This is a genomic window from Rhizobium sp. BK376 (genome assembly GCF_004341625.1).
GTDB lineage: Bacteria > Pseudomonadota > Alphaproteobacteria > Rhizobiales > Rhizobiaceae > Rhizobium.
Genome location: NZ_SLZG01000018.1, coordinates 76,414 through 96,975 on the forward strand (window position 1 = coordinate 76,414; position 20,562 = coordinate 96,975).

General features: G+C 60.7%; 16 protein-coding genes. 5 read left to right on the forward strand and 11 right to left on the reverse strand.

Annotation, left to right across the window (positions count from 1 at the left end):
* Positions 1 to 4: 4 nt before the first annotated feature.
* The 9 genes from glgA to EV561_RS28310 form a co-directional block, all read right to left on the reverse strand.
* On the reverse strand, positions 5 to 1,447 hold the full coding sequence (gene glgA / locus EV561_RS28270) for a glycogen synthase GlgA (RefSeq protein ID WP_132526743.1): 1,443 nt from the start codon (positions 1,445 to 1,447) through the stop codon (positions 5 to 7).
* A 26-nt stretch (positions 1,448 to 1,473) separates the two neighbouring features.
* Positions 1,474 to 2,736 (reverse strand): glucose-1-phosphate adenylyltransferase, encoded by a 1,263-nt coding sequence (gene glgC, locus EV561_RS28275; RefSeq protein ID WP_132526745.1) that lies wholly within the window; start codon positions 2,734 to 2,736, stop codon positions 1,474 to 1,476.
* A 21-nt stretch (positions 2,737 to 2,757) separates the two neighbouring features.
* Positions 2,758 to 4,965 (reverse strand): 1,4-alpha-glucan branching protein GlgB, encoded by a 2,208-nt coding sequence (gene glgB / locus EV561_RS28280; RefSeq protein WP_132526747.1) that lies wholly within the window; start codon positions 4,963 to 4,965, stop codon positions 2,758 to 2,760.
* Complete coding sequence (locus tag EV561_RS28285; RefSeq protein WP_132526749.1) at positions 4,962 to 7,424, reverse strand: glycogen/starch/alpha-glucan phosphorylase; 2,463 nt, start codon at positions 7,422 to 7,424, stop codon at positions 4,962 to 4,964. Before EV561_RS28285 ends, glgB begins: the two co-directional genes overlap by 4 nt.
* Positions 7,425 to 7,709: 285 nt before the next feature.
* Positions 7,710 to 8,897 carry a TadE/TadG family type IV pilus assembly protein gene (locus EV561_RS28290; RefSeq protein WP_348633761.1) on the reverse strand — a complete coding sequence of 396 codons (1,188 nt, stop codon included), beginning with the start codon at positions 8,895 to 8,897 and terminating at the stop codon, positions 7,710 to 7,712.
* Positions 8,898 to 9,015: 118 nt separating this feature from the next.
* Complete coding sequence (locus EV561_RS28295; RefSeq protein WP_132526751.1) at positions 9,016 to 9,894, reverse strand: transglutaminase family protein; 879 nt, start codon at positions 9,892 to 9,894, stop codon at positions 9,016 to 9,018.
* 3 nt (positions 9,895 to 9,897) lie between these two features.
* A complete protein-coding gene (locus EV561_RS28300; RefSeq protein WP_132526753.1) occupies positions 9,898 to 12,315 on the reverse strand; it encodes a circularly permuted type 2 ATP-grasp protein in 2,418 nt (805 codons plus the stop codon).
* Positions 12,316 to 12,328: 13 nt separating this feature from the next.
* A complete protein-coding gene (locus EV561_RS28305; RefSeq protein WP_132526755.1) occupies positions 12,329 to 15,646 on the reverse strand; it encodes a transglutaminase family protein in 3,318 nt (1,105 codons plus the stop codon).
* Between the two features lie 166 nt (positions 15,647 to 15,812).
* Entirely contained in the window at positions 15,813 to 16,913 is a 1,101-nt protein-coding gene (locus EV561_RS28310; RefSeq protein WP_132526757.1) for a DUF475 domain-containing protein, read from the reverse strand.
* Positions 16,914 to 17,308: 395 nt separating this feature from the next.
* On the opposite strand from EV561_RS28310, the gene EV561_RS28315 reads away from it, so the two are divergent.
* The gene (locus tag EV561_RS28315; RefSeq protein WP_132526759.1) at positions 17,309 to 17,551 is read left to right on the forward strand and encodes a hypothetical protein; all 243 of its coding nucleotides are present in this window, start codon (positions 17,309 to 17,311) and stop codon (positions 17,549 to 17,551) included.
* Between the two features lie 62 nt (positions 17,552 to 17,613).
* On the forward strand, positions 17,614 to 17,886 hold the full coding sequence (locus tag EV561_RS28320) for a BON domain-containing protein (RefSeq protein WP_132526761.1): 273 nt from the start codon (positions 17,614 to 17,616) through the stop codon (positions 17,884 to 17,886).
* Positions 17,887 to 17,906: 20 nt separating this feature from the next.
* Here the strand turns inward: EV561_RS28320 and EV561_RS28325 are convergent, their stop codons facing one another.
* Positions 17,907 to 18,218 carry a hypothetical protein gene (locus EV561_RS28325; RefSeq protein ID WP_132526763.1) on the reverse strand — a complete coding sequence of 104 codons (312 nt, stop codon included), beginning with the start codon at positions 18,216 to 18,218 and terminating at the stop codon, positions 17,907 to 17,909.
* A 433-nt stretch (positions 18,219 to 18,651) separates the two neighbouring features.
* On the opposite strand from EV561_RS28325, the gene EV561_RS28330 reads away from it, so the two are divergent.
* Positions 18,652 to 18,867 carry a hypothetical protein gene (locus EV561_RS28330; RefSeq protein ID WP_132526765.1) on the forward strand — a complete coding sequence of 72 codons (216 nt, stop codon included), beginning with the start codon at positions 18,652 to 18,654 and terminating at the stop codon, positions 18,865 to 18,867.
* Positions 18,868 to 19,138: 271 nt separating this feature from the next.
* Positions 19,139 to 19,483, forward strand: a complete 345-nt coding sequence (locus EV561_RS28335; RefSeq protein WP_132526767.1) for a hypothetical protein — start codon at positions 19,139 to 19,141, stop codon at positions 19,481 to 19,483.
* Between the two features lie 70 nt (positions 19,484 to 19,553).
* On the opposite strand, the gene EV561_RS28340 is transcribed toward EV561_RS28335, so the two are convergent.
* Positions 19,554 to 20,051, reverse strand: a complete 498-nt coding sequence (locus EV561_RS28340) for a hypothetical protein (protein WP_132526769.1) — start codon at positions 20,049 to 20,051, stop codon at positions 19,554 to 19,556.
* A gap of 172 nt (positions 20,052 to 20,223) precedes the next feature.
* Here EV561_RS28340 and EV561_RS28345 point away from each other — a divergent pair, with 172 nt between their 5' ends.
* Positions 20,224 to 20,535, forward strand: a complete 312-nt coding sequence (locus EV561_RS28345; protein ID WP_132526771.1) for a hypothetical protein — start codon at positions 20,224 to 20,226, stop codon at positions 20,533 to 20,535.
* The last annotated feature ends 27 nt before the right edge of the window (positions 20,536 to 20,562 follow it).

Below are 20,562 nucleotides of genomic sequence, written 5' to 3' on the forward strand. Positions count from 1 at the left end.
CGGATTACATGCCTTTCGAGACGAGGCTGGAATAAAGGGCAGCGTAGCGCTCCGCGCTCTTTCCCCAGGACACGTCGGATTTCATGCCCTGCTTTTGCATCTGCGTCCAGAGTTTTCGGTCGTGGAAAAGGTGGATGGCGCGTCGTATTGCCTGCAAAAGTCCGTCGGAGGTGACAGGAGAAAACTGGAGGCCGGTTGCCACTTTCGCCGAGAGTGCCGCATGGTTGGCGTTGATGATGGTGTCGTTCAGGCCGCCGGTGCGCGCGACGATCGGAATGCAGCCGTAACGCAGGCCGTAGAGCTGGGTCAATCCGCAGGGCTCGAAGCGCGACGGGATGATGATCGCGTCGCAACCGGCTTGCATCAGATGCGACATCGGCTCGTTATAGCCGACCGCAACGCCAACCCGGCCGCGATGGCTGCCGGCGGCGGCCAGAAGCGCACCTTCGAGGGCCGCATCGCCGGCGCCGAGAATGGCGAGCTTGCCGCCCAGAGAAACGATTTCGTCCACCGTGTCGGCCACCAGGTCCATGCCCTTCTGCCAGGTCAGGCGGCTGACGACACAGAAGATCGGCCCATCATCCTCATCGAGGCTGAAATGCTCGGCGATAGCCTTGCGGTTTTCATCACGGTTCTTCAGCGTCGCCAGACCGAAGTTGCGGGCGATCATGGCGTCGGTTTCGGGATTCCAGATGTCCGCGTCGATGCCGTTCACTATGCCGTGAAGACTGTTGATACGGCTGGCGATCACCCCTTCGAGGCCCATGCCGAATTCGGGCGTCAAAATTTCTTCGGCATAGGAGGGGCTGACTGTCGTGATGGCGTGAGCGGTCTGTAGCCCGCCCTTGAGGAAACCGACATCGCCGTAATATTCGACGCCTTCCATCGAGAAGGCGTGCGCCGGCAGCCTGAGGCCAGGGAAAATATCGGACCCGAACTGGCCCTGGAACGCAATATTGTGGATGGTCAGAACGCTCGGCAGTTCCGGCGTCGGATAGTAGCGCATGTAGACCGGCACCAAGGCGGACTGCCAGTCATGGGCGTGGACGAGATCGGGGCGCCAGCCCGGCATGCGGCCCGCGGCGATTTCCGAACCGGCGAGCGACAGCGCTGCAAAGCGGCGCCAGTTGTCCGGGTAATCCTTGCCAGCCGGGTCGACATAGGGACCGCCCCTGCGGCTGTAATAAGCAGGGGAATCGAGCACGAGGATAGAAGCACCATCATGTTCGACTTCGAGAACCGTCGCTTCCTCGCCGAGAAGATCGTCGAAGGTGAGCCGCGGGACCGGATGCCGGATCGCGTTCATGACAGCGGGATAGCCCGGAACCAGCGTCTTCGTCTCGACGCCGTGGGGGTTTAGCGCAACTGGCAGGGCGCCGACCACATCGGCCAGGCCCCCTGTCTTGATCAAAGGGAAGACTTCGGACGAAACCGAAAGAACTTTCATTTAAGAATATCCAGTTCGTTTCTTCTTCAAATATCGAGCTTGTCTATCATCGTCTGCGTAATCAGGCATATGCCGTTTTCGGTGCGGCGGAAGCGCTTGGCGTCGAGATCGGGATCTTCCCCGACGATCAGCCCTTCGGGAATGGTCACGCCGTGATCGATCACCACATTCTTGAGCTGGGCGCGCCGGCCGATCTTGACGCTCGGCAGGATGACCGCTCCCTCCAGCTTCGAGTAGGAGTTAGCGCGCACGCCGGTAAACAGCAGGCTGTTGTAGAGGCTGGCGCCCGAAATGATGCAATCGCCGGCCACAAGCGAGGAGATCGCCGAGCCGCGGCGGTCTTCGTCGTCATGGACGAACTTGGCCGGCGGGTTGATTTCGGCATAGGTCCAGATCGGCCAGGACTTGTCGTAGATGTCGAGTTCCGGAACGATCGCCGTCAGGTCGATATTGGCCTGCCAGTAGGCATCGACCGTGCCGACGTCGCGCCAGTAGGGCTCGCGTTCGAAATCCGAGCGGACGCAGGATTGCGCGAAGCGGTGGGCGACGGCTTTGCCGTTCTTGACGATGTAAGGAATGATGTCCTTGCCGAAGTCGCGGCTGGAATTCGGGTCGGCTGCATCACGACGCAGTTCCTCGATGAGGAACTTGGTGTGGAAGACGTAGATGCCCATCGAGGCAAATGCGCTATCCGGCTTTCCGGGGATGGCCGGCGGGTCGGCGGGCTTTTCGACGAAATCGATGATTCGGTCGTTTTCATCGACGTGGACGACACCGAAGCCTACCGCTTCCATGCGCGGCACTTCCAGGCAGCCGATGGTGACGTCGGCGCCGGAATCGACGTGCTGCTGCAGCATCCACTCGTAGTCCATCTTGTAGACGTGGTCGCCGGCGAGGATGACCATGTATTCGGGACCATAGGGCTCGATGATGTCGATGTTCTGATAGACCGCATCCGCGGTGCCTTCATACCATTGCGTCTCGGAGACGCGCTGGGAGGCGGGCAGGATGTCGAAGCTCTCGTTTCGTTCCGGGCGGAAGAAGTTCCAGCCGCGCTGCATGTGGCGGATCAGCGAATGCGCCTTGTACTGCGTCGCGACACCGATGCGGCGGATGCCCGAGTTGAGGGCGTTGGAGAGGGCGAAGTCGATGATGCGGGCCTTGCCACCGAAGTAGACGGCGGGCTTGGCGCGCTTGTCTGTGAGTTCCTTCAAGCGGCTGCCACGACCGCCGGCAAGAACATAGGCCATCGCATCGCGGGCGAGCGGTTGGATACGTTTTTCTACCATTTCATCCTCCCCTGATTGGTCTTAGAATTCCGGCTCCAGCATGATAGTCGCCAGGGGCGGCAGCGTTATGTTCGCCATTATATCTCCGCCTGCGCTGACGGCCTGCACACGTCCGCCGTTGCCTTTGCCGCTGCCGCCATAGATGTCGGCATCGGTATTCAAGATCTCGCGCCAGCGGCCGGCGGCCGGCAGGCGCAGAGCATAGTTCTCCCGATAGACGGGCGTAAAATTGGTGATGACGGCCACCGGCTTCTCGCCCGGCGCCTTGCGCAGCCATGCGAAAACCGAGTTCTGATCGTCATCGACGACAAGCCACTCGAAGCCGTCGCCTTCGCAATCCCTGGCGTGCATGGCAGGCTTGCTGCGGTAAGTGAAGTTCAGGTCGCGCACGAGGCGGCGCATGCCTTCGTGCATGCGGTATTGCAGCAGGTTCCAGTCCAGCGAACTTGCCTCGTTCCACTCGCTCCACTGGGCAAATTCCTGGCCCATGAAGAGCAGCTTCTTGCCGGGATAGCCCCACATATAGGCGTAGTAGGCGCGCAGGTTCGCAAACTTTTGCCAGTCGTCGCCGGACATCTTGGCGATCAACGATCCCTTGCCGTGCACGACCTCGTCATGGGAGAGCGGCAGGACGAAATTTTCCGAGAAAGCGTAGATCAGGCCGAAGGTCAGCTCGTTGTGGTGGTACTTGCGATAGACGGGCTCACGGGCGAGATAGCTCAGCGTGTCGTGCATGAAGCCCATGTTCCACTTGAAGCCGAAGCCCAACCCACCTTCGTGGACCGGTGCGGAAACTTTCGGCCAGGACGTGGATTCTTCGGCAATGGTCATGACGCCCGTGTTGTTGCCATAGAAGCGGGTGTTGACTTCCTGCAGGAAGCGGACGGCCTCGAGGTTTTCGTTGCCGCCATATTCGTTCGGGATCCATTCGCCGTGCTTGCGCGAATAGTCGAGGTAGAGCATCGAGGCCACAGCATCGACGCGCAGACCGTCGAGATGGAACTTTTCCGCCCAGTAGAGGGCATTGTTCATCAGGTAGGACACAACTTCCGTGCGGCCGAAATTGTAGATCGCGGTGTTCCAGTCCGGATGGAAGCCTTTGCGCGGATCGGCATGCTCGTAGAGCGCCGTGCCGTCGAACCAACGGAGCCCATGCTCGTCGGTCGGGAAATGCGCCGGCACCCAGTCGAGGATGACGCCGATGCCGACCTTGTGGCAGCCGTTGACGAAGCGGGCAAAGCCCTCAGGTTCGCCAAAGCGTGCCGTCGGTGCATAGAGACCGGTCGTCTGGTAACCCCAAGAGGGATCGTATGGATGTTCCGTGATCGGCATGAACTCGATATGGGTGAAGCCCATATCAGTGCAGTAGGGGATGAGCCGCGCAGCCAGCTCGTCCCATGACAGCATCGAGCCGTCGTCGTGGCGCTGCCAGGAGGCGGCGTGGACTTCGTAGATCGAAATCGGCTGACGACGCTGGTCGACCTGCGACCAGTGCTTGCGGTGAGCCTCGTCTTCCCATACCTGCGTCAATTCCCCGGTCGTAACCGAAGCATTCTTCGGCCGCAATTCGCTGCGCCGGGCGAAGGGATCGGCCTTCAGGGGAAGCACGACGCCGTCCTTGCCCCTGATCTCGAACTTGTAGGTGACGCCTGCCGGAACATCCGGCGCGAAGATTTCCCATATGCCGGAATCGGAGCGGAAGCGCATGGCGTGGCGCCGGCCGTCCCAATTGTTGAAGTCGCCAACGACGGAAACGCGCTGCGCGTTCGGCGCCCAGACCGCAAAATGGAAACCCTGAACGCCTTCGTGCTTCAAGGGATGGGCGCCCATCTTGTCGAACAGCCGCAGATGCGATCCCTGCCGGGCGTAATAGTCGTCCATGGGCCCAAGGACCGGGCCGAAGCTGTAGGGATCGGTCACCGCCCATTCCGCGTCGCCACGCCGGGCGCGGTAGCGCACCGGCTGAAGCTTCGACAGGGAGACCTTGCCAGCGAAGAACCCTTCCGGATCAAGGCTCTCCAGCTCGCCGAGGGGCGAGCCGTCCAGCGCCATGGCGGTTACCGCTTCCGCTCCGGGAATGAAGCAGCGCGCGATGTAACCGCCATTTGCGGGATGCACGCCGAGTATGGAAAAAGGATCGGAATGCCTGCCGGCGAGAACGCTTGCGATCTCTTCTGTCGAAATGTTCTCGGAAACGTCTGTTTCGCCGGCGGGCTTCTGCTTTTTCATCCCGCTCTCCAGATTTCATCGGCATATTGCCGGATCGTACGGTCGGAAGAGAACCAGCCCATGCGGGCCGTGTTGCAGATCGTCTTCGAATACCATTCCGACGGCTTGGCCCAAAGCGCATCGACGTCGCGCTGAGCTGCCGCATAGGCATCGAAATCGGCCGCAACCATGAACCAGTCGTGGGCATAGATACCCTCGATCAGGCCGGTAAAGCGGTTGCGGTCGTCGGGCGAGAACACGCCGGAGCTGATGGCGGCGAGTGCCTGGGCAAGCTCGCGGGATTGCTCGATGACCTTGCGAGGATCATGGCCGTCGCTGCGGGCCTTCGCGACTTCATCTGCCGTCATGCCGAAGATGACGATATTGTCAGCGCCGACATTGTCACGCATCTCGACATTGGCGCCGTCGAGCGTGCCGATCGTCAGCGCGCCGTTCAGCGCAAACTTCATGTTGCCGGTGCCTGACGCTTCCATGCCGGCAGTCGAAATCTGCTCGGAGAGATCGGCGGCCGGAACCATAACCTCGGCAAGCGAGACATTGTAGTTCGGAACGAAGACCACCTTCAGCAGGCCGCGTACCGACGGGTCGTTGTTGATCACGCGGGCAACGTCGTTGATCAGTTTGATGATCAGCTTGGCGTTGTGGTAGCTCGGTGCCGCCTTGCCGGCGAACAGCTTTACGCGCGGCTGCCAGTCCAGCTCGGGCCGCGAGCGGATCTGATCGTAGAGCGCGACAGTCTCGATGATGTTGAGAAGCTGGCGCTTGTATTCGTGGATACGCTTGATCTGGATGTCGAACATCGCGTTGGGATCGAGCTTGATGCCCATGCGCTGTGCGACGAGGTTGGAGAGCCGCACCTTGTTGTCGCGCTTGACGGCCGCGAACTTCTGCTGGAAGGCGCTGTCGCGGGCAAAGGCGTCGAGCGGTTTCAGCTTTTCCGCATCATCGAGGAAATCGTCGCCGATCGTCTCGCGGATCAGGCCGGTCAGGCCGGGGTTGCACTGCATCAGCCAGCGGCGCGGCGTAATCCCGTTCGTCTTGTTGTTGATACGATCGGGATAGAGGCGGTGCAGGTCGGCAAAGACCGTGACCTTCATCAGGTCGGTGTGCAGGGCGGAGACGCCGTTGATCGAGTGCGAGCCGACGAAGGCGAGGTTGCCCATGCGCACCCGGCGATCGCCACCTTCGTCGATCAGGGAGATCGAGCGGACCTCGGTGTCGTTGAAGTTGCGCTCCTTGCGCGCCTCGACCAGGACCTTGGCGTTGATCGCGTAGATGATCTGCACATGGCGCGGCAGCATGCGCTCCAGCAGCGGGACGGGCCAGCTTTCGAGCGCTTCCGGCAGAAGCGTGTGGTTGGTGTAGGAGAAGGTGCGGCGGGTCAGGTCCCATGCGGCATCGAACTCGATGCCGTGAACGTCGCAGAGCAGACGCATCAGCTCGATGACCGAGATTGCCGGATGGGTATCGTTGAGCTGGATCGCGACCTTGTCGGGCAGCGAGGTCAGGTCGTCATACTGCTGCAGATGACGGCGGAGGATGTCCTGCAGCGAAGCGGAGGAGAAGAAGAACTCCTGGCGCAGGCGCAGTTCCTGGCCGGCAGGGGTCGCATCGGCCGGATAGAGAACGCGGGTCAGGCTTTCTGCCTTGTTGCTTTCGCGCAGCGCGCCGATGTGATCGCCAGCGTTGAAGGCGGCAAGCAGGATCGGGTCGATTGGCTGTGCCGACCAGAGACGCAGCGTATTGACGCGATTGCCGCGCCAGCCGACTACGGGCGTGTCGAAGGCGGCCGCGATAACGCGCTCAGCCGGCTTCCAGACGTAGCGCGGCTGATCGTCATGGCCGGTGACGAACTCGACGGAGCCGCCGAAGCCGATTTCATAGGCGCTTTCGCGGCGCTCGAATTCCCAAGGGTTGCCATGGGCGAGCCAGGTTTCCGGCAGCTCGACCTGCCAGCCGTCAGCCATCTGCTGGCGGAAGAGGCCATGGACGTAGCGGATGCCGTAGCCGTAGGCAGGCACGTCGACCGTCGCCATCGACTCCATGAAACAGGCGGCGAGACGGCCAAGGCCACCGTTGCCGAGTGCCGCGTCCGGCTCCAGCCCGGCAATCACGTTGATATCGACGCCGAGCGAAGTGAGCGCGCCACTGATCTCTTCCATCAGGCCGAGGTTGGAAACGGCGTCGCGCATCAGGCGCCCGATGAGGAATTCGAGGGATAGGTAGTAAACGCGCTTTGCACCTGTCGCATAGGTCTTGCGCGTCGAATCCATCCACTTGTCGATGATGCGGTCACGAATGACGAGGATCGTGGCGGTCAGCCAGTCATGGGGCTTTGCGACCTTGGCATCCTTGCCGATACGGTATGTCAGGCGTTCAATGATTTCTTCCGCAAGAATTTCCGGGCGGGAACTGCGAGGGGCCGGGGTAGGGAGTGTGGCCTTGGTCGGGGTGTTCATGGGGTCTCTCGCCAATTTTGATTTTATTTTCAGAAGGTTATATCTGATCAAATCGTTTTGCCATTCACATTTCAGCAGCCAGTTTATGCACCCTTATGCTGCAGTTGCAATATGGGATCGGAGCAAATGCAAAATTTGGCCTATAGCTTCTCGCATTGTCTAAAAGAACTTGATTTCGATTGGTTTTCCCGATTTTATCCGCGGATCGACGAATAACGAAAAGCCGCTCCGGATTGTTCCGAAGCGGCTTCTTATTTGGTAGCAATTTCTTGGGAACTGTTTTCGTTATTTGGTCAGCAAGGTCAGTTGTTTGGACGCCTGCTGGCCGATGGACTGGAAAGCCGAGAACAGATCGCTCGCATTCTGCGGCGTGAAATAATCAGCCGCCGTCGTGGCGCAATATTTCAGCAATGCCTGTCCGTTTGCCGGCGCCATGAAGGCGATCGTGTAGACCTTTATGCCTGCCTTGCGGGCGGCGTCGCAACTGATCTTGGTGTTCGTATCAGCATTTGCCTGGTTGTTGTCGCCGTCCGTCATGAAAACAATATACTTGGTCGGAACCTGGCCGTTCTTGCTCATGTGCGCCTGGTTTTCGCTGGCCGCTACCAGCGCGTTGTAGGCGTTGGCAAAGGCGCCGCTGGAATCTGTGGTGCCGCTTGCCGACAGCTTGTTGACGTATGCCAGAGCGGCACTCTCGCCCCAGGCAAGAGGCGAGGCGGCATCGGCCTTGTTGTTATAGGAGTCGGCGCCCGTGCGGACGTACTGCAGATTGGGATCTGCCTTCTGCAGCTGCGCCGCGAGATTTCCGACGGCGATCTTCAGCGATTCGATCTTCGTGTAGTAGTTGGTCGATGTCGTCGTCTTCGTCTGAGTGCACTGCCCATTTTTGGTCTTTGTGCAGGTCGTCGTGGTTGTCGTCGGCTGTTCGGCATTCACCGTATCCGTCGGGTCTGCCATCGATCCGGAGCGGTCCAGCACCAGATACATCGAGAGCGCGCTCTGCGCGCTCGGAGACATCGCAGTCCCGCTGGTCGATGAGCTGGAAGCCGAAATATTCATCGTATTGAAGCCGAGCAGATGGGTCATCCCCGTCACAGGCATCGAATAGGATGCGTTGACGACAACGGAATAGTTCGTCCCATTGGATGTCGTCGTCTGTGTAACCTGAGCGTTCGTGGTCAAACCTGCCGAGCTGCTCAGATAGTTTGCCATCTGCCCGCTTACGAAATTCGACGCCAGCGTTTGTCCGTCAGCCGAACTGGTGCCATTGACCATTGCTGTCGCCGCCGCAAGGGCCGCTGCGTCGGTCGCCTGCTGAAGCTCGCTCCGAGACATCATCATATTGGATACGTCGATGGCTACGCCGGCGCTTCCTGCGAGAACAGGAACGGCAACCGCCGTCATTATTGCGAAATTACCACCGCGATCGCGTAGGAAGCGGCTCACATGCCGACTGAATTTGGTGCCCATCATGCTCACCCCGAAAAAGACCTAGAACCCGGGGGCACCATTGCCGGAAAGCCGTAAGTTCCCGGTTTCAAAAATCGCTCAACTTGTAGCGATCAGCCGATATTTTCCAGTTTTGGGATGACTATTTCAGCGGAATGACATCCACGGCCTGTATCGTCTTGTGATTGCCGTAGCTCTTGAGGATGCCGATGACGGGGGCGACATCGGAATAGTCGCGGCCGTAGGCAACGACGATGTGGTCGGTGCCAGCGGGGATGTTGTTGGTGGGATCGAGCTCGATCCAGCCCGCCATCTCGCCACACCAGATGCGCACCCAGGCATGCATTGCGTCAGCACCTTCCAGCCGCGCCTTGCCCGGTGGGGGGATGGTCCGCAGGAAGCCGCTGACATAGCCGGCCGGAATGCCGAGACTTCTCAGCGCGATGATCATTACATGCACGAAATCCTGGCAGACGCCGCGCTTGATGCGGAAGGCCTCCTTCGGCGTGGTATCGACCGTGGTCGCCTTGGCGTCGTAGACGAAATCCTTGTGGACTTGCGAACAGATGGCGTGGGCGATCTGCATCACGGTGAGATTTGTCGAAGCCCATTGCCGGGCGTAGTCTGATATCTCGGGCGTTTCGGGCAGGCGCGGGCTGGTGCCGAGGAAATGATGCGGCGAGGAGGCGTCGAGCGACCAGTAGTCGGCAATCTCTTCCGGAAGCTTCTTCAGTATCGGCGAAAAGTCCGCGGTGACCGGCTGGCTTTCTACCTGCACGCGGGCCTGCATGCGGATGTCGAGCTTCTCATGCGCGCTGCGCAACAGGATCGAGGTCGTCGGGTGCTGGAAGAAATCGAAGAAACTGGCCCGCTCCTCCGGCTGCGGCGAGATCGTCAGCGATCCGGCGATCAGCCGCTGGCGTTCCGACAGAGACAGGGGCAGCAAGCGCAGGATGTGGCGCGCGCCCGAGGCCGGGACGTCGTAGAGGTAGCCCATGTGGAGCGAGAGATCGTAGAGCATGTTCTATCCGAGATAGGTCTGTGCCAGGAGATCGGAGAAGCGTTCCAGCTCTTGTTCCAGCCGGCGATAGACCTCTTCATTCATCGCTTCGGGTGTCATGACGGCGAGGCCCGAATGCAGGCGCATCGCCTCGCGGAAGAAGGGCGACATCTGGCCGTTGACGAAAGCCTTTGGCAGTTGCTCCACCTCCCGGTGGATCTCGTTCATCTGGAAGAGGATCGAGCGTGGGTTGAGCGGATCGAGGGCGAGAAGGTCTGTCACGGTCAGGCGCGCTGTATTGACGTTGTAGCGGCGACGGTGGGTCATGACGCTGTCGCCGATCTCCAGCAGCATGTCGAGCGCGCCATCGGGCGCTTCCGGTCCCGACATGCGGCCGAGCAGCCGCGTCATGTGCAGTCCACGCTCGATATAGCGGCCGATCGACAGGAAGCGCCAGCCGGTGAAGCGGTACATGTTTTCGTGGACGAGGCCGGCAAAGCCCGCAAGCTTGCGCAGGAGGATCGTCATCGCATGGCTGGCATCGTCGCCGGGGCTGACCGTTTCCCGGAAGCGGCGGGCCGTCTTGGCGAGATCGTTCAGCGCCAGCCAGCCGTCGGGGGAGAATCGATCGCGGATATTGCTTGCCGAATAGACGGCGCTGTCGATGTTGCGCAGCAGGCTTTCCGGGACTGCCTCCTCCGTGTCGATATCGACGGCTGCGAGATACTCTGAAACATCGGCAAGCAGCGGTTCGCTCGGATCCGCGGATTCGGCAAAGCGGCCATGCCACGCGCGAAGGATGCGCAACGCACCCTCGGCGCGTTCGATATAGCGGCCGAGCCAGAAGAGATTGTCGGCCGAGCGGCTGGGCAGGCTTCCCGGCATATTGCGGGTGAAGCTTTCTTCGGCGGGCAGCAGGGTGTGACGCTCAACCGGCTTGTCGCTGACGATCCAGACATCCGCTGCCGAACCGCCCGACTGCATGGCGATTGCGGCAACGTCGGCGCCGCTGCCGATGCGAGCAAAGCCGCCCGGCATGATCTGCCAGCCCTTTTCGGTGCGGGCGGCAAAAACGCGCAGGCTCATCGGCCGCGGCACGAGCTTGCCGCCGACCCAGGCCGGCGTCGTCGACAAGGTGACGACCTCCTGGCCGACGAGCTTATGGCCATCCGTCTGCAGCCAGTCTGCAATCGATTCCTTGGCGGTGGAGCGTAGCGTCGAGCCAAGCACGGACTGGCCGTTGTCGTCGAAGAAAGGCAGGCGGGAATAGGCCGGGCCGATCACCATTTTTTCGATATTGCGCGCGACCTGGCTGCGCTCGCTTTCCTGCCCGCACCACCATGTCGCGATCGAGGGTAGCTTGAGTTCCTCTCCGAGGAGTTCCCGACAGATGGTCGGCATGAAGGCCAGCAGTGCCCTTGTCTCGAGAATGCCCGAGCCCAGCGCATTGACGATTGTCACCGACTGGGCACGCAGTGCCTGCACCATGCCTGGGGTGCCGATATGCGAATGCTGATCCAGCTCCAGCGGATCGGCATAGGCGGCGTCCATGCGGCGCCAGAGAACGCTGATGGGCTTCAAGCCTGCAACGGTTCGCACCATCACCTTGTCGTTGACGACGGTAAGGTCTTCGCCCTCCAGCAACATGAGGCCGAGATAGCGGGCGATATAGGCGTGTTCGTAATAGGTCTCGTTGGCCGGACCGGGGGAGAGGACGGCGATACGGCCGTCGCCGCCTTCCTTCATGTTCTGCAGCGTGTTGCGGAAGGCGCCGAAAAAGGACGCAAGACGGTGAACGCGGGTTTCGGCATAGATGTCTGAAAATGCGCGGGTGGTCGCGACTCGCGTCTCAAGCGCAAAGCCGGCTCCGGAGGGAGCCTGGGACCGGTCGGCGAGCACCCACCAGTTTCCATCAGGCCCGCGGCCGACCTCGAAAGCAAGGAAATGCAGATAATGCCCGCCTGCCGGCTTCACGCCGACCAGCGGTCTCAGGAATTCGGGATTGGAGGCGATCAGCGCCGGCGGAATGAAACCTTCCTGGACCAGCCGACCCTCGCCGTAGATGTCGGCAATGATCTGCTCCAGGAGATCGGCGCGCTGGACGAGACCTTCGGAAAGCGTCTGCCATTCGCGCTCGTCGATCAGGACGGGGATATGCGAGATCGGCCAGCTGCGCTCGCTGGCGCCCTTGGCGCCATAGGCGCGATAGAAGACGCCGGCATCGCGCAAATAGCGGTCGGCGCGGGCGAAGCGGTCATGCAGCTCTTTTTCCGGCATGCGCGAAAGGGCGGCAAGCAGGTTCTGCCAGACGGGGCGGACGGCGTTGTTGTTGTCCACCATTTCGTCTGCGACACCCGGCAGGGGGCAATAGGCAAAGGCCGGAGCGCCGCCGGCTTCAGCCTCCACATCGTCCCGCAAATCAGTCGCCGGTTTCTTGCTCATCTCTATCTCTGGTTCAAATTCCCGGCGGACGTCGCAGATCAAGCGTCAGCGGGAATTCCGGCGATGCCTGCTCGGACCGCAGGATATAACCGCCGGCCGTGTGCCCCCAAGGCTCGAATCGCGCAAGGCGGCGCGCTTCCGCTTCATTACCATTGACGGGGAACGTCTCATAGTTCCGGCCGCCGGGATGGGCAACATGGTAGATGCAGCCGCCGATCGAACGATTGGACCACGTATCATAAATGTCAAATGTCAGCGGGGTGTTAACCGGCAGCACCGGATGCAGGCCGGAGGCCGGGTGCCAGGCCTTGAAGCGGACGCCGGCAACCGAGACGCCGGAGGCTCCGGTCGGTGTCAGCGGGACGCGACGGCCGTTGCAGGTGACGGCGTAGCGCGAGGGATTGTTGGTTTCCAGGCGCAGCTGCAGCCGCTCGACGGAGCTGTCGACATAGCGAACCGTTCCGCCGACCGCCCCTTCCTCGCCCATGACGTGCCACGGCTCCAAGGCCTGGCGCAGTTCCAGCTTGTTGCCCTCGTATTCGACCTCGCCGCAGAAGGGGAAGCGGAATTCGAGCTGGGCCTCGAACCATTCTGAGCGCAGGTCGAAACCGTTCTGCTTCAGGTCGGCCAGCACGTCGAGGAAATCCTGCCAGATATAGTGCGGCAGCATGAAACGGTCGTGCAGGGTCGTGCCCCAGCGGACGAACTTGCCGTCGATGGGGTTGCGCCAGAGGCGGGCGATCAGCGCGCGCACCAGGAGTTGCTGGGCAAGGCTCATGCGGGCATTCGGGGGCATTTCGAAGCCGCGAAACTCGACGAGGCCGAGACGGCCGGTCGGGCCGTCGGGCGAAAACAGCTTGTCGATGCAGATCTCGGCGCGATGGGTGTTGCCGGTCACGTCGGTGAGGATGTTGCGGAACAGGCGATCGACCAGCCAGGGCAGGGGCTGGATATGGCCCGGTGCCGGCACCTGGGCCATGGCGATTTCCAGCTCGTAAAGGCTGTCGTGGCGGGCCTCGTCGATGCGCGGCGCCTGGCTGGTCGGGCCGATGAAGAGGCCCGAGAAGAGGTAGGACAGCGAAGGATGGCGCTGCCAGTGCAGCACCAGGCTCTTCAACAGGTCCGGGCGGCGCAGGAAGGGGCTGTCATTGGGGTTCTGGCCGCCGACGACCACGTGGTTTCCACCGCCGGTGCCGGTGTGGCGGCCGTCTATCATGAACTTGTCGGCACCGAGCCGTGTCTTGCGGGCTTCGTCGTAGATCACAGTCGTGATGTCGACGCACTCGCCCCACCTTGCCGCGGGGTGGATATTGACCTCGATGACGCCGGGGTCGGGCGCGACGCGGATGACGTTGATGCGTTCATCCTGCGGCGGCGGATAGCCCTCGATGTGGATCGGCAGCCCGATGGCGGCGGCGGCGTTCTCGGCAGCAGCCAGCAGTTCCAGATAGTCCTCGATCCGTTCGACCGGCGGCATGAAAACGCAAAGGCGGCCATCCCGCGGTTCGACGGAGAGTGCAGTGCGCACAGCGCCGCCGATTTCGCCGATCGTCTGTTCGACGCGGCCTTGCGCGCTGTCATCCGTCTGGAAGGACGCTTCCGGCATGGCGCGGCCGGTGGGCACGAAGACATCGGGCAATGGCTGGCGCGGGATCGAGGGGTCGGCGGTGTGGATATAGGGATATCGCGCCGGCGGCACGTAGGGCAGGGTGCCGAGCGGCAGGCGGAAACCGACCGGGCTGTCGCCGGGCACAAGGAAGATGCGGCCGCGACGGGTGCGCCATTTTTCGCTGACCCAGCGCTGGCCGTTCGCACGCGCGTTCCATGCCTGTACAGGCAGGACATAGCCCGTTGGAACCGTCAGGCCGCGTTCGAAGACGCGGGCGATGCGGCTGCGCTCTTCCGGGTCCTTCAGTTTCGAGTTGGAGGGATCGACGTTTTCCGGAAGGCTGCCTTCCTTGACGATCCATTCAGCCGGATCTTCGTAGGCCGGCTGCACCATGTCGGGGGCAATTGCAAGTTCGCTTGCGACCGCGGTCAACAGCCTTTCCGCATCTTCGGATGTCGCACCCGTCTGTGCCCCTTCCAGCGCGATCAGATCAGGATTTTGCCAGACCGGCTTGCCGTCCCTGCGCCAATAGAGCGAGAAGGTCCAGCGTGGCAGGCTTTCGCCCGGATACCACTTGCCCTGGCCGTAGTGCAGGAAGCCGCCGGGAGCGAAGCGCTCGCGCAGACGGCGGATCAGGTTGTCAGCTTTGTCGCGCTTGGTCGGGCCGACGGCTCCGGTGTTCCATTCCTCAGACTCGAAGTCGTCGATCGACACGAAGGTCGGTTCGCCGCCCATGGTGAGGCGCACGTCCTCTTCTTTCAAAACGCGGTCGACTTCCTCGCCGAGCGCGTTCAGCGCTTCCCAGCTTTCGTCCGAGAAGGGCTTGGTGATGCGCGGATGCTCGGCGACGCGGGCAACCTTCATGTCGAAGTCGAATTCTGTATCAGCCTTGCCGATGTAGCCGCCGGAAATCGGTGCTGCATTGCGAAAATGCGGCGTGGCGGCGAGCGGGATATGGCTTTCGCCGGTCAAGAGGCCCGAGGTGGGGTCAAGGCCGATCCAGCCTGCGCCGGGCAGGTAGACCTCGCACCACGCATGCAGGTCGGTGAAGTCGTATTCAGTGCCGGAGGGGCCGTCGAGCGCCTTGAGATCGGGGGTGAGCTGGATGAGATAGCCGGAGACGAAGCGGGCGGCGAGGCCGAGATGCCGCAGGATCTGCACCAGCAGCCAGCTTGTGTCGCGACAGGAGCCCTTGGCAATCTGCAAGGTCTCCTCAGGCGTTTGCACGCCGGCCTCCATGCGGATGACATAGCCGATCTCATGCTGCAGGCGGGCATTCAGGCCGACGACCATGTCCACGGTCTTCTGCTTCGAACGGTCGATCGTTTCAAGGAAGGCGGCAAGCAGCGGGCCGGGCTCTTCCGGCGTGAGATAGATCGACAGGTCCTCGCGGATCGTTTCGGGGTAGTCGAAGGGCCACTTGGTCGCTTCCTCCTCGACGAAGAAGTCGAACGGATTGTAGACCGTCATGTCGGCGACGAGATCGACCTCGATCTTCAACTCTGTGACCGGCTCGGGAAAGACGTAGCGGGCGAGATAATTGCCGTAGGGGTCCTGCTGCAAATTGACGAAATGATTGGAGGGCGTGACCTTCAGCGAATGGCTGAGCACCCTCGTCTTGGAGTGTGATGCGGGCTTCAGACGAATGATCTGAGGCCCGAGAATGACCGGATTGTCGTATTTGTAATGCGTCAGGTGATAAATGCTTGCTTTGATCGACATTTTTCTCTTCGCCCGGCGCGCATCGTTGTGCGGCTGTTGCTGTTCCCGGATGGGATAGTGTGCAATGCAGCGAAAGAAAGCAAGGCGGTTGCCGATGCTTGGCACGGCGCGGGGAGGGGCAAAGCGAAGGCGGCGGACTTTCGGCCGCCGCCGAGATTCCGGTTTTTCACCCGGCTCTTACTTTTTCATTTCGTCCTGAATGCTCATGGACGATGCCGTTTTTCCTGTTGAAGCGGATGGACGACCAGAGCGAGATGCCGATCAGGCCGGCGCCGCCAAGCCCGGTGATCACCTCGGGTATGTGTACCAGCGTCTGCAGATACATGATGAACGAAAGGGCGATGATCGCGTAGAAGGCACCGTGCTCGAGATAGCGGTAGTGCATCAGTGTTCCCTTCTCCACCAGCATGATCGTCATCGAGCGCACGTACATGGCGCCGATACCGAGACCGATGGCGATGATGAAAAGGTTCTGCGTCAGCGCGAAGGCGCCAATGACGCCGTCGAAGGAGAAGCTCGCATCCAGCACTTCAAGGTAGAGGAATGCGCCCAGTCCGCCCTTTGCCGCCTCGCTCATCGCGCGCTGCGAAGCATCGAGAAAACCCGCGAGCACCTCCAGCAGCAGAAAAGTGATGAGACCATAGATGGCGGAATAGATGAAGGTCGTGGCTTCACCAGCATCCTTCAACTGCGAGGAAAAGATCAGCACAAGAATCAGCACGAAGGCGATCTCGATGCCCTTGATGGTCGCAAAGCGCGACATCGCCTTTTCGAGGAACACGATCCAGTGGACATCTTTCTCGTGGTTGAAGAAATAGGTGAGGCCGACCATCATCAGGAAGGTGCCGCCGAAAGCCGCGATCGGCAGGTGCGCGCCGTGCATGATCTCGGCATATTTATCCGGCTGCCTTGCCGCCAGGTTCAGCGCCTCTATGGGGTCGATATGGGCCGCCACGGCGACGATCGCCAGCGGGAAGACGATGCGCATGCCAAAGACAGCAATGACGATGCCCCAGGTCAGGAAACGCTTCTGCCAGACAGGCGTCATTTCCTTGAGCTTGTTGGCATTGACGATGGCGTTGTCGAAGGAGAGCGAAATCTCCAGAACGGCCAGAACCGCACAGATGAAGAAGGCGGTGGCTACGCCGCCGAGCGTATTCGTCATGTTCCAGCCGAGCACGCCGCCGAGCACGAGGCCCGCAGCAGTGACGATAAAGGCCCATTTGAAATAGCCGAGCGCGCTGTGATGGGTGATCGGCTGCTTCATGACCGGCCTCCGGCTCTGAGGATCATATGCCGGTAGGCAAAAAGGCGCGCCATGCCGAAAACAGCATGCGGGCGAGGCATGGTTGGGTTTGTCATCGAAAGAAAATCCGCCGGCTCATCTGCAGGCGGTACCGACATCGCGAGAGCGCCGTTCAAACTCTCGCCAGAGGGGCCCGGCACCAATGTTTTTCGTCCTGCCAATGTCAGGGGCCGCAGGACATCCTAAAAGTAGTGATGTTGCCCGCGACGTCAAGGGTGTAGGGCGCAACCTTTGATTGATTTCACGCTTCCTTCCAACTGCTGTGCAAATTTTACGGGAACCAAACGCAACGAACGACGTTCGAAACACATGCAGGGCACCTCCGTGCTGTCATCCGAGACCCAGGAGATTTTATCATGACACCCCATTTCCGCCATCCTTCGGAGAAGCCGCCGACGCCGGCCAAGAGCTCCAAACGAGCGCGGCCAAACGCCTTGCGGCACGCTCAGGTACTGCCGCCGCATAATGTCGACCTGACGCTGCCGCCGGCCACGCATGACGATATTCACGTGCCGGCCCATGTGACAGGTGTCGACCTTTCCAAGGAAGCGCCGGCTGATGCGAATGCCGCCACCAAGAAGGACATTCGCTCGCGCTAAAGCCGGTCGAACCAAAGACATCCCCATGCGTTACCCATTCGTCGCAGCAAGGGACGATCGACATGGTGTTCAAGCTGCCGTTCTCCGGCGGTTCCGGTTTCGAGCAGGGAAATTTCGGCCATCGCCACGCGGCGCTGAAATCCGCGATTGCGAGCGCTCTCGCGTATGCCGAGGATATCGACGCGAGCGACATTACCGTGACCGTTGTCGAAACGACGATCGTGCTAGAAGGCAGCGTACCCAGCCAGAATGACATGGACAGGGCGATGGAACTGGCGATCGCCATTGCCGGCGCGCAGGTTCACAACCGCCTGTGGCGGCAAGCGCATCATTAAAACCGCCGCGTGGCCACCGTTCAGATTGCCCGTTCCCCTGCAAATATCCTTGAGAGCACAATGCCGGTCAGCAGCATGCCCGCACCGCTGGCGACAGTATCGACCAGCGAACCCAGGTAAAGCGGGCCGACGTCGATGAAGAGCAGGTAGGCGACCAAAAGGTTCAGCCAGCCCCAGATGACATTCATGGTCGGCGAGCTGACGTCCCCGCCATGCACGCGCACGAAAGGCGTGCGAAACGGTCTGCCGCAGACGCCGGATACAAAATGCGGAATACCGTTTGCCAGGAATACGCCACCAACGAAATGCGCGATGTAGACGAGGATTGGCACTGGTCATCTCCTTGCGCGAACGCGTGTCTTCGAGGCGTAGGGAGGCCGATGAGCCTCGTCAAGCAGGTTTTTCCACAACGGCAATTTTGCAGGGCTGAGCCCGTTATTTGAGCGCAGATCATCCGGCGCGGGTTAGTCGGGCCTAATCATTATTCGTTAGAGTTTTCCAGATTCGGACGAGTCTAATCAAGAATCCATCCTTTGGGCGTTGGCCAGTCGGCGTAGGCCGAATCTACATACTGACCTATATTATTTCAGAATTGCATAAAATGCATAGAATAGCCGACGAGCTACGCCCAAAAAGCCCGGATTCATTACTTGAAGCGCGGAACAAATGAGCCTCGAATACAGTTGATAGGCAGCGGTTTTACTGCTGGAGGCGAACATGCATAGGCGGATGGCATTCAGATGCGTAGCGGCAGCAGCGCTATTGATGGCTGCAGCAGCTCCAGTATGGGCGGCGCTCGAGGGCGTCATCGATTATTCAACGCAAACGCCCGAGGTGGACATCAGCACGGTGACGGGCTCCATCGATCCGGCGGCGGCAGCGGCACCGGACTGCGAGCCGGTCTATGCGCCGAAGCTGGTTCACGAGCGTGACGGCAGCATCGTCGGGATGACCTACGAGCTGGACGGCGACAATTGCTGACGAAGCGGCTACTGCAGCTTCATAGTCCCTGGGTTGTGGCAGCGCTGTCCTGAGCCTGCCCCGGGGTTTCATAATGTCCTGACACTTCCCAAAGCCCCTCCTTAAGAGGAACCTTCAACCCGGCAAGCCGTTTGCGAAGGGCGTTCCATGATCGCTCCTTGATCGCTCTTGTCCGGCTGCGCCGTGCATCGAGATCCGCCTGAGGAACATGAGGGGCCGGGCAAGACAGGGGCCGGTAACGCAGGGGGAAGGGGAAATACAGGAGGAAGACATGATCTCCCGTCTGACCACCGTGGCGCTGGCGCTTTTCGTTGGCGTCGTCAGCGTCCCGCATCTGGCGCTAGCGCAGGACTATGACATGGAGACCGGCCCGCCGCCCGGCTATCCGCCGCAACAAGGATACGATGACGACGACGGTGGCCCGCCGCCACCGCCGCGCCATGCGCATGCCTGCAATCTCGATGACGCCGAAGACGAGGCCCGTGACATGGGCTTTCACCGCCCGCATGTCATCGATGTCGACCCGCGCCGCGTTGTCGTGGAAGGCTTTACCCACCACGGTCCCGATCGCATCTACTTTGCAAATGTCCGCGGCTGTCCTGTGATCGGGCGTTAAGGGGAAACGGACAAGCTACCGAAAGATGGGCAAGCTCGCCGCCATGGCTCTCGTTACGGCGCCATTCGAGTTATTTCTTGCTCGGAGCTTTGGTATTTGCCGGCGGCGCTTTGCCATTCGTCTTGAAACTGCCCGTGAAGGCGGAATCCTTGGATTTTGCCGTGCATTCGATCGTGGTCGGTTTGCCCGAATAGGGGTTGCCGAAGGTGCAGAAGCCTGATGCCTCGACCTGGCCCGTCATCTTCGTACCGACACCCGTCGAGACCATATTCAGCGTCAGGCGCGCGTTTCCGGGCGTCGTCGGTCGTACGGTTCGTCCGTCACCACCGAAGCCGAGCATTTTGCCTTCAGACGTGAAAATAAAGGTCACGGTCCCGTCAGGGCCGGTCACGGTCGCCAATTCGCCCTTGCATCCTTTCGACGCGTCGAGCTTGCCGACGACCAGCTTCGAGCATTTGCCAGGCAGGGCGATAAGGCCGGGAGGACCGGGAAAATTCTGCGCCATCGCGCCGCTCGCAACTAAGAAAAATGCCGCGAGGGCACATGAAATCCGGCTGACCTTGCCCATGGCGATTCTGCTCCTAACTTCCGATTCGTCTGTGATGATATTTTACAGCAGGGTTGCGGCAAAGCTTTGTTGCAAATGCGCTTTAAGGTGAGACGGAAAAGTCGATCCGGGGCGAGAACAAAAGCCGATGCGCCCGATTTCCGTGATTAAACCATAGCTCGAGGTGGGTCCGATGAAATTGTTGATGGCAGCAGGAATAGCACTCAGCCTTGCATGTATTTCAGCGGCGGAAGCGCCGTCGAACTACGAAACCTATTATGGCGGCGTTCGCGTCGATTCCGATCCCAGGCTTCTCAACCACTATAACAGGGTTCTAGCCTATTGCGATCGCGAGGCAAGCCTGCCGCAGCGCGGATCGCCATACCCCTACGACACGTGGCATATTCTAGCACTTCGCAGCTGTCTCTATCGATACAGCTTCGTCGATCGGGGGGTTCATTCCTACCCGGCCAATTGGTTCTGGGGGCATGTATTCGAACAGTGACGGAAGGTTCCGGCGCAGAGCCGGTGA